The sequence below is a fragment of the Kineosporia rhizophila genome (assembly GCF_021277265.1).
GTDB classification, from domain to species: Bacteria; Actinomycetota; Actinomycetes; order Actinomycetales; family Kineosporiaceae; genus Kineosporia; species Kineosporia rhizophila.
This window is the reverse complement of the sequence record NZ_JAJSOH010000012.1, coordinates 220,041-230,745: the sequence shown is the minus strand read 5'-3', so window position 1 is coordinate 230,745 and position 10,705 is coordinate 220,041. Positions and strand designations below refer to the sequence as shown.

General features: G+C 72.2%; 1 protein-coding gene. It reads left to right on the top strand.

Going from position 1 to position 10,705, the window contains the following annotated elements:
- The first annotated feature begins 20 nt into the window (after positions 1-20).
- Positions 21-10,700 (top strand): SDR family NAD(P)-dependent oxidoreductase, encoded by a 10,680-nt coding sequence (locus LWF15_RS18630; protein WP_332879915.1) that lies wholly within the window; start codon positions 21-23, stop codon positions 10,698-10,700.
- The last annotated feature ends 5 nt before the right edge of the window (positions 10,701-10,705 follow it).

Here is a 10,705-nt window from a genome sequence, read left to right as displayed (position 1 = left end):
CGGCGGCGCCCGGGGCCGGGGTGCCCGGCCTGGAAGCCGCGTGCAAGCTGGTCGCCGCCCGCGGCCGCCTGATGCAGGCCCGGCCCGCCGGTGGCGCGATGGGCGCGCTGCAGGCGAGCGAGGACGAGGTGCGGGCCTGGCTGGCGGGCGTCGAAGGCGTCGAGATCGCCGCCGTCAACGGGCCGAACGCGATCGTCGTGTCCGGTGACGAGGCCGGCGTCGACGAACTGATCGAGCACTGGCGGGCGCAGGAGCGCCGGGTGCGCAGACTGCGGGTCAGCCACGCCTTCCACTCCGCCCGGATGGACCCGGCGCTGGACGAGCTCACCGCCGTCGCCGCCGGCCTGTCGCACCAGGCGCCCGCGCTGATCTGGGCCGGGGCCGCCTCCGGCGCGCTCATCACCGAACCGCAGGCCTCCTACTGGCCCGAGCAGGCCCGCCGGCCCGTGCGTTTCGCCGACGCCGTGAGCGCGCTGGCCGACCAGGGCGTCACCGTCTTCGTCGAGATCGGTCCCGACGCCACCCTGACCTCGATGGGCCCGGCCGCCCTGGGCGAGCGCGAGGGCACGTTCTTCCCGGTGCTGCGGCCCAAGACCGACGTGCCGGAATCCATCATGGCCGCCTTCGCCCGGCTCCACGTGGCCGGTGCTCCGTTGGCCTGGAAGGCCGTGCTGCCGGCTGGGCGCCGGGTGGCGCTGCCGACCTATGCCTTCGCCAGGCAGGAGCTGTGGGCCATGCCCACCCAGGGCTCCCGCCCCGCCTCTGTTGCCCCGACCCAGCCGGTGCTGCACACCGAAGCCCGGGATGCGGGCTCTGCATTGGGCCAGCGCTTGGCCGGGCTGCCCGAGGCCGAGCAGGACCGGGTGATCTCCGACCTGGTGCGCACCTGGGTGGCCGGAGTGCTGGGTCACGCCTCGCCCGAGGACGTGGACCTGGACTGGCCCTTCGGCGAGCTGGGCTTCACCTCGCTGATGGCGGTGGAGCTGCGCGACCGGCTCAACGCCGCCACCGGGCTGCGGCTGTCCGCCACCCTGGCCTTCGACCACCCCACGCCCGCCGCCGTCGCCCGGCACCTGCGCTCGCGCCTGGTCGACGGCGAAATGGTCGACCTGTCCGCCTTCGCCGCCCACACCTCGGCCACCGACGACCCGATCGCCGTCGTGGGCATCGGCTGCCGCTACCCGGGCGGCGCCAGCAGCCCCGAAGCGTTCTGGGAGCTGCTCGCCAACGGTCGCGACGTGGTCGGGCAGTTCCCCGGCAACCGCGGCTGGAACACCGACGACCTGTTCGACGAGGACCCCGAGCGCCGCGGCACCACCCACATCCAGAACGGCGGCTTCCTGCACGAGGCCGACCAGTTCGACGCCGGCTTCTTCGGGATCAGCCCGCGCGAGGCCCTGACCATGGACCCGCAGCAGCGGCTGCTGCTGGAGACCACCTGGGAAGCACTCGAGCGTGCGGGCATCGACCCGTCCGGGCTGCGCGGCTCCCGTACCGCCGTCTTCGCCGGGGGCACGGCCTCCCGCTATGGCGCCGACCAGCCCGAGGGCGCGCTCGACGGCGGGCTGGTCACCGGCACCGCCACCAGCGTGCTGTCCGGCCGCATCTCGTACACGCTGGGCCTCGAAGGCCCGGCCATGACCGTGGACACGGCCTGCTCCTCCGGCCTGGTCGCCGTGCACCTGGCCGCCGCCGCGCTGCGCTCCGGCGAAGCCACCCTGGCCCTGGCCGGATCGGCCTTCGTCACCGCCAGCCCGGTCATGTTCACCGACTTCAGCCGCGCCCTGGGCCTGGCCCCCGACGGGCGCTGCAAGGCGTTCGGCGCCGGGGCCGACGGCATGGGCGTCGCCGAGGGCGCGGGCATGATCGTCCTGGAGAGGCTTTCGGACGCTCGTCGCAACGGCCACCCGGTGCTCGCGTTGGTCGCGGGGTCGGCAGTGAACCAGGACGGCGCGTCCAACGGCCTCACCGCGCCCAACGGGCCTTCGCAGCAGCGCGTCATCCGATCCGCCCTGGCCTCGGCCGGACTCTCGGCTTCCGACGTCGACGCGGTGGAGGCGCACGGGACCGGCACGCCGCTGGGCGACCCGATCGAGGCCGGCGCACTGCTCGAGGCCTACGGTCAGGACCGCCCTGAGGACCGGCCGCTGTGGCTGGGCTCGGCCAAGTCGAACATCGGGCACGCCCAGCAGGCGGCCGGATCGGTCGGCCTGATCAAGATGATCCTGGCCCTGCGCAACGGGCTACTGCCGCGCACCCTGCACTCCGAAGAGGCCTCACCGCACATCGACTGGTCGGCCGGCGCGGTCTCGCTGCTGACCGAGGCCCGGCCCTGGCCGTCCGAACTGGCCGACGACGGACGGGTGCGGCGGGCCGGGGTGTCCGCCTTCGGCATCAGCGGCACCAATGCCCACGTCATCCTGGAAGAAGCTCCCCTCGAGAACGCGACCGTTGCCCCGTCCGTTGTTGAGACCCCGCTGCTGAGCGAGGTTGCGCCGGTCTGGTTGCTCTCCGGACGTTCGGCCGCGGCCCTGAATGCTCAGACCGAGCGCCTGGCCGCTTTCGCTGCTGAGCCGTCCTTGGATCCGCTTGACGTGGCTTGGTCGCTGGCCGCCACCCGTTCCACGCACGAGTACCGCGCCGCGGTGGTCGGCGAGCCCGGTGGTCACGCCGGTCTTCTGGGCGGCCTGACGGCCTTGCTTGCCGGTGAGCGCCGGCCCGGTGTCATCCCCGGCCCGGCCAACGGCACCTCCTCCGGCACCGGCCGCGTGGTCTTCGTCTTCCCCGGCCAGGGCACCCAGTGGCTCGGGATGGGCCGCGAACTGGTCGCCGAATCCCCGCTCTTCGCGGCCCGTCTGGCCGAGTGTGGTCAGGCCCTGAGCCCGTACATCGACTGGTCCTTCGAGGACGTTTTCAAGGGCGTCGAAGGATCTCCGGGCATCGAACGTGCTGATGTGGTGCAGCCTCTGCTGTGGGCCGTCATGGTCTCGCTCGCCGCGCTCTGGGAGGCCGCGGGCGTGCGTCCGGAAGCGGTCATCGGGCACTCGCAGGGCGAGATCGCGGCCGCGGTCGTGTCGGGGGCGCTGTCGCTGGAAGATGGCGCCCGCGTGGTCGCCGTCCGCAGCCGCGGCCTCTCGAGCCTGGCCATCTCGGCCGGGATGCTCTCGGTGGTCATGCCGGTGGCGGCTGTGGAGGAGCTGCTGGTCTCGAAAGAATCCTGGAGTGAACGGCTCTCCGTCGCTGCGGTCAACGGCCCGGCCACCACGGTGGTCTCCGGCGACATGGATGCCTTGGACGAGTTCGAGCGGGCCCTGTCCAAGCGGCGGGTGCTGCGCTGGCGCATCCCGCAGACCGACTTCGTGGCCCACTCCGCCCGCGTCGAGGTACTCGCCGAGCAGATCGTCCAAGACCTGGCCGGCATCCGGCCGCGGGCCGGGCGGGTGCCGCTGTACTCGACCGTGACCGGGGAACGTGTCGACGGCTCGGCGCTGGACGCCGGGTACTGGTACTCGAACGTGCGCGAGCGGGTCCGCTTCCAGGACGCCGTGGTTGCCCTGGCCGCGACCGGCCACCGCACCTTTGTCGAGGTCTCCCCGCAGCCGGTGCTCACCGGGCCGATCACCGAGACGTTCGAGGAGCTCTCGGGCCAGCCGGTGGTCGTGGGCACGCTCGAGCGAGAGGACGCCGGTGCGCGCCGCTTCGTGACCGCGCTGGCTCAGGCGCACGTGCAGGGCCTGAAGGTCGACTGGCTGCAGGTGCTGCCTGCTGGTCGCCGGGTCGATCTGCCCACCTATGCTTTCTCCCGCCAGTCCTACTGGCTCAAGTCCATGGCCCGGCAGACAGTCGCGGAACAGCCTGCGCGCGAGGTCGTGATCGACGACTGGCGCTATCGCGTCTCCTGGCCCGTGGTGGCCGGTGCAGACCGGGTGCGCCTGTCCGGCTCGTGGCTGCTCATCACCGGGGAAGCCGGTGCTGCTCAGGCTGCTGCGGTTACCCGGATGCTGGGCGAGTTCGGCGCTGTGGCAACGGTCTTGTCCGTAGGCGCGCTCGAGCGGGAGACGCTTCTGGAAGGTCTGGGGGAGACCGGAAAGCTCACAGGAGTGCTGTCCTTCCTGGCGCTGGACGAGACCCCGGTACTCGATCAGGTCAGTGCCGGGCTCGTGGGCACGATGGCGGTGTTCCAGGCCCTCGGCGATGCCGGGATCTCGGCGCCGCTGTGGGTGTTCACCTCCGGCGCGGTCTCGACGGCTGCCGATGACCCGCTGACGCGGCCGGTGCAGGCCCAGGTCTGGGGTTTCTCGCGGGTGGTTGCGATTGAGAACCCGGACCGCTGGGGTGGTCTCATTGACCTCCCGGACGACTTGGATGAGCTTGCCCTGCACCGGGTGGGTTCGGTGCTGGCGGGTCTGCGTGAGGACCAGGTCGCGATTCGGCCGAGCGGTATCCGGGCCCGGCGGCTGCAGCGGGCGCGGCGGGACGGTGCTCCGGCCGGGAATTGGAAGCCGCGCGGCACGGTGATGATCACCGGTGGTACCGGTGCGATCGGTCGGCACCTGGCTCGCTGGGGGGCTCAACGAGCGGTCTCGGCCCAGGCCGGACTCAGCCCGGTGGGTGCGCAGACCAGCCCTGGCACCAGTCGGATCGTACTCACCAGCCGCTCAGGCCCTCACGCGGCCGGGATCGCCGCCTTCGCCGCCGAACTGGCCGAGACCGGCACCAGAGTCGACGTGATCGCGGCCGACAGCGCCAACCGCGCCGAGGTGGCCGGGCTGCTCGCCTGGATCGGTTCCGACCTCAGCACGGTGATGCACACCGCCGGTGTCGTGGACAACGGTGTGGTGGACTCGCTCACCCCCGACCGCCTCGGCCCGGTGCTCAACGCCAAGGCCACCAGCGCCCAGCTCCTCGACGAGCTCACCGCCGACCTTGACCTCGACGCGTTCGTGCTCTTCTCCTCCGCCTCAGCGACCTTCGGTGCCGGTGGGCAGGCGAACTACGCCGCGGCCAACCACTACCTCGACGCCCTGGCCCAGAACCGTCAGGGCCGCGGCCTTCCCGCCCTGTCTGTGGCCTGGGGGCCGTGGGCTGGCGGCGGTGTGGCCGCGGCCAGCGAGGCAACGCGCAAGCGGCTGAGCCGCAACCGGTGGGAGGTCCTGATGGACCCGAAGCCGGCCCTGCGCGCCCTGGCCGACGCCCTGGAGGGCCCGGACAGCGCCCTGACCGTGATGGACATCGACTGGGAGCTGCTCACCACCGCGGGCGGCGAAACCGGTCTGCAGCACGCACCGTTCGTGCGCGACCTGCCCGAGGTGCAGCGGATGAACGCTGCCACCGCCGGCGACGGGGCCCTGCTGACCCAGCTTGCCGCGCTCTCGCGCGAGGAGCAGCTGCAGAATCTGATCGCCGTGGTGCAGGCCGAGGTCGGCGCCGTCCTGGACTACTCGAACCCCGAAGACGTCGACCCTGGGCGGGCGTTCAGCGAACTGGGCTTCGACTCATTGACATCGGTCGAACTACGCAACCGGCTCAGCGGCGTCACCGGTCTGCGGCTTCCCGCGGGCCTGCTCTTCGACCACCCCACACCGAGCGCCCTGGCCGAATACCTGCGCGGTGAAGTGCTGGGCGACGCGGCTGAGCTGGCGGCCGCCCCGGTCGCGGCGGTCGAGGGTGAGCCGATCGCGATCGTCGGTATGGGCTGCCGCTACCCGGGCGGCGTGAGCTCGCCGGAACAGCTGTGGCAGCTCCTGGCCCGCGGCACCGACGCGATCTCGGGCTTCCCGACCGACCGCGGCTGGGACCTGCCCGCCCTTTACCACCCCGACCCCGCCACCGCCGGGACGACGTACGTGCAGTCGGGCGGATTCGTCCATGAAGCAGGCGAGTTCGACCCAGCCTTCTTCGGGATCAGCCCGCGCGAGGCCCTGGCCATGGACCCGCAGCAGCGTCTGCTGCTGGAGATCTCGTGGGAGGCGCTGGAGCGGGCCGGGGTCGAACCGGGATCGCTGCGCGGCTCACGCACGGGTGTGTTCGCCGGTGGTTACAGCTCCAATTACGCGGTGGTCGGCGCACAGACCGGGCACGAGACGGCCGACGCCATCGAGGGCCACCTGATGGCCGGCAACGCCACCAGCGTCATCTCCGGGCGGGTCTCGTACGTGCTCGGCCTCGAAGGCCCCGCCGTCACGATGGACACGGCCTGCTCCTCATCGCTGGTCGCCCTGCACCTGGCCGCCCGCGCCCTGCGCTCGGGCGAGTGCGACCTGGCCCTGGCCGGTGGCGTCACCATCATGGCCACCCCCTGGGACCTGGTGGTCTTCTCCCGCCAGCGGGGCCTGGCCACCGACGGCCGGTCCAAGGCATTCGGCGCCTCGGCCGACGGTATGGGCATGGCCGAAGGCGCGGGAATGATCGCGCTGGAGAGGCTTTCGGACGCCCGCCGCAACGGCCACCCAGTGCTCGCGGTGCTTCGGGGTACAGCGATCAATCAGGACGGCGCCTCGAACGGGCTGACCGCGCCCAACGGTCCTTCGCAGCAGCGGGTGATCCGGGCCGCACTGGCCGACGCGCAGTTGAGCGTGGACGACGTGGACGTGGTGGAGGCGCACGGCACCGGCACGCCGCTGGGCGACCCGATCGAGGCCGAGGCGCTGTTCTCGACCTACGGACGCGGGCGCGAGGCCGACCGGGCGCTGTGGCTGGGATCGGTGAAGTCGAACATCGGGCACACGCAGGCGGCTGCGGGTGTGGCCGGCGTGATCAAGATGGTGCTGGCCCTGCAGCACGGCGAGCTTCCGCGCTCACTGCACACCGACGAGCCGACGCCGCACGTGGACTGGGCTTCTGGCGGCGTGCGGCTGCTGCAGGCGCCCGTGCCCTGGGCTGCGGGTTCGCGGGTGCGGCGGGCTGGGGTGTCGGCGTTCGGGATCAGTGGGACGAACGCGCACGTGATCGTGGAAGAGGCTCCCGTTGCTGCCGGTTGGGCGGGGGCGTGGGCTGACGACGGCGGTGGCTTCGGCGAGGCTGAAGGCCTGTCTCGGGCTGGTGAACCGGTAACGAGTGAACAAATGGTTGTTGGGGGGCCATCTATTCATTCGTTGTTCGGGGGTGGCGATAACAGGCCGTCGCCGAAGTGGGGAGGAGAGGGTTCTGGCGCCGTAGGTGAGGGTGGCGGAGCGTCGCTGGCGGACGGGGCGTCGCTGGCGGACGGGGCGTCGCTGGTTGACGGGGCAGCGCTGGTTGCCGGGGCGTCGCTGGCGGCCCCGATTGGCTGGCTGGTGTCTGGGCACACCACTGCGGCGCTCGCTGGGCAGGCGCGGCAGTTGGCGGCGCACCTGAAGACGCAGGAGTTCGAGCCGGCCGATGTGGCCTACTCCCTGGCCCGGCGCACTCTGCTGGAGCACCGGGCGGTTGTGCGCGGTCGGAGCATGGACGAGTTGGTGGCCGGGCTGAGGGCGCTGGCCGAGGGGCAGCCGGCGGCCAACGTGGTCACGGGTAAAGCGGGGCGGGCGAAGGTGGGCTTCGTGTTCGCCGGGCAGGGCGCGCAGAAGGCGGGGATGGGGCGGGAGCTGTACAGCGCCTCGCCGGTCTTCGCTGAGGCGTTCGACCAGGCTGCCGCAGCGGTCGAGGCCGAACTGGGCCACCCGATCCGCGATCTGGTGCTGGCCGCAGCTTCCGACGAGGAACCCGATCCGCGGGCCGACCGCACGCTCTACGCCCAGACCGGGCTGTTCGCGGTCGAGGTCGGGCTGGTCGCGGTGCTGGCCGCGGCCGGGATCCGGCCGGACGCGGTGGCGGGTCACTCGGTGGGCGAGATCGCGGCGGCGCACGCGGCCGGCGTGCTGAGCCTGGCGGATGCGGCGAAGCTGGTCGCATCCCGGGCCCGGCTGATGGAGAGCCTGCCGGAAGGCGGGGCGATGGGCGCGATCGAGGCCACCGAGGCCGAGGTCCGGGCGTCCTTGGAAGGTATTGCGGGCATTGGGGTCGCGGCCGTGAACGGGCCGACCGCAGTGGTCGTGTCGGGTGACGAGGCCGCCGTCGACCAGGTTGTCGAGCACTGGCGTGAGCAGGGGCGGCGGGTGCGCAGGCTGCGGGTCAGCCACGCCTTCCACTCCGCCCGCATGGATCCGGTGCTCGACGAACTGCGCGAGGTCGCGGCCTCGCTGCCGCACTCCGCGCCCGACGTCACCTGGATCGGAGCGCTCACCGGCGAGGCCGTGAGCACGCCGGAGCCGGGGTACTGGCCGTCGCAGGCCCGCGAAGCAGTGCGTTTCGCCGACGCGGTGACGGCCATGGCCGCCGCCGGAGTGTCGGTCGTGGTTGAGATCGGGCCGGACGGAACGCTGTCCGGGATGGGCGCCGGCGTGCTCGGCGAGCAGGTGGAGTTCGTGCCGGTGCTGCGCCCGCGCGCAGAGGCTGCCGACTCGCTGCTGGCCGCACTGTCCCACCTGCACGTGAGCGGGGCGGTCGTGGACTGGACCCGGGTGCTGCCGGCCGGGCGCCGGGTGGAGCTGCCCACGTACGCCTTCCAGAACCAGCGGTACTGGGCCGTGGGGCCGCGAAAGCTGCGGCTCGACGGAGGTTCTGCCTCGGTCGCGGCCACGGGCAGCGAAGCCGGCTTCTGGAGCGCGGTCGAGGACGGCGACCTGAGCGGTCTGGCCAAGACCCTGGAGATGGACGGCGAACGGCTGAGTGAGCTGCTGCCCGCGCTGACCTCGTGGCGCCAGCGCGAGCTGAACCGGTCGGCGACCGAGGGCTGGCGTCACCGGGTGGTCTGGAGCGCCCTGGCCGACCCAGAACCCGCGACGCTTACGGGCACCTGGTTGCTGCTGGCCCCCGAGGCCCCGCACCCGCTGCTGGACGCCTGCGCCCAGGGCCTGACGGCCGCCGGAGCCGAGGTGAGCGTCGTCCATTGCTCGACCGCCACGGTGACCAGAACCGAACTGGCCGCTCGAATCCCCGCCGACCTTGCCGGAATAGTCAGCCTGCTGGCGCTGGAGGAGACGCCACGGGCCGACTTCGCCGCCGTCAACAGCGGACTCGCCGCCAACCAGAACCTGGTACAGGCGCTCGGCGACGCCGAAAGTATCGCGCCGCTGTGGATTGTGACTTGCGGCGCCGTCGAGTCGGTGACGAACCCGGCACAGGCCCAGAACTGGGGGCTCGGGCGAGTGGTCGGGCTGGAACACCCTGAGCGCTGGGGTGGTCTGGTCGACCTGCCGTCGGTTGCGGACGAGCGCACGATTGCCCGGCTGGTGGCTGTGCTGTCGGGCGCTCTGGGCGACGAGGACCAGATCGCGATCCGCGGTAACGGATTGCTGGGGCGCCGACTGGAGCACGCCGGGGCTCCGCAGACCAAGCGCGTGTGGGCTCCGCAGGGCACCGTCCTGATCACCGGTGGCACCGGGGCGATCGGTGGGCACGTCGCGCACTGGATGGCCGAGCGTGGCGCTGAGCGGATCGTGCTCACCAGTCGGTCCGGCGCTCACGCCGACGGGGCGGTCGAGCGCGCGGCCAGATTGGCCTTGCAGGGCACAACTGTGGACGTCGTCCAGGCCGACATCTCTCGGCGCGCCGATGTCTCGGGTCTGGTGGATCGAGTTGCGGCCTCCGGCCCGCAACTGCGCGCGGTCATGCACACCGCGGGTTCCGGGCAGGCGACGGCGCTCGCTGAGACGAGCGTCGAACAGTTGTCCTCAATGGCCGCGGTGAAGACGGCCGGTACCCGGCACCTGGACGAGCTGACCGCCGACCTGGACCTGGACGCGTTCGTGCTGTTCTCGTCGATCTCGGCGGTCTGGGGCAGTGGCCTGCAGCCTGGCTACGCCGCGGTGAACGCCTTCCTCGACGCCCTGGCCGAGAACCGGCGGGCCCGTGGCCAGACCGCGACATCGGTGGCCTGGGGTCCGTGGGACGGCGGCGGTATGAGCGACCGCGAGGGCAAGGCCGCGATGGTCAAGCGCGGTCTGCGGCTGCTGGACCCGGAACCCGCCGTACGAGCGCTGAGTCAGGCGCTGGACGCGGACGAGACCACTCTGGTGGTGGCCGACATGGACTGGGCCACCTTCGCCCCGGCCTTCACCCTGCGTCGCCCCAGCCCGCTGATCGAGAACCTGCCGGAAGTGCGGGAGGCGCTGCAGGCGTCCTCTGGTGGTACTGAAACTGGCGAGACCAACGAACTGGCCGAGGAACTGGCCGGGCTGGAACCGGCCGACCAGGACCGGCGCCTGGTGGAACTGGTCCGGATCCAGGCCGCGGCCGTGCTCAGCTACCCCTCGCCCGAGGACGTGGACGCCGACCGGGCCTTCACCGACCTGGGCTCGGACTCGCTGACCGCGATCGAGCTGCGCAACCGGCTGAACACGGCCACCGGGCTGCGCCTGTCGGCCACCCTGCTGTTCGACCACACCAGCCCGCGGGCGGTGGCCTCGCACCTGCGCACGCTGCTGGTGCCCGAGGGTCTTTCGGCCGCCCAGCCGGTGCTGAGCGAACTGGACCGGCTCGAGGAGATGCTCGACGGCGCCGTGAAGGGTGATGCGGACGCGGCCGAGGCCGCCCGGATCACCGCGCGGCTGGAGTCGGTGCTGGCCCGCTGGAAGGAGACCCGCGCCGGAAAGGGCGGCGAGGACGTCTCCAAGAAGCTCGAGTCCTCCTCCGACGACGAGGTCTTCGACTTCCTCGGCAAGGAGCTGGGGATCTACTGACGTGA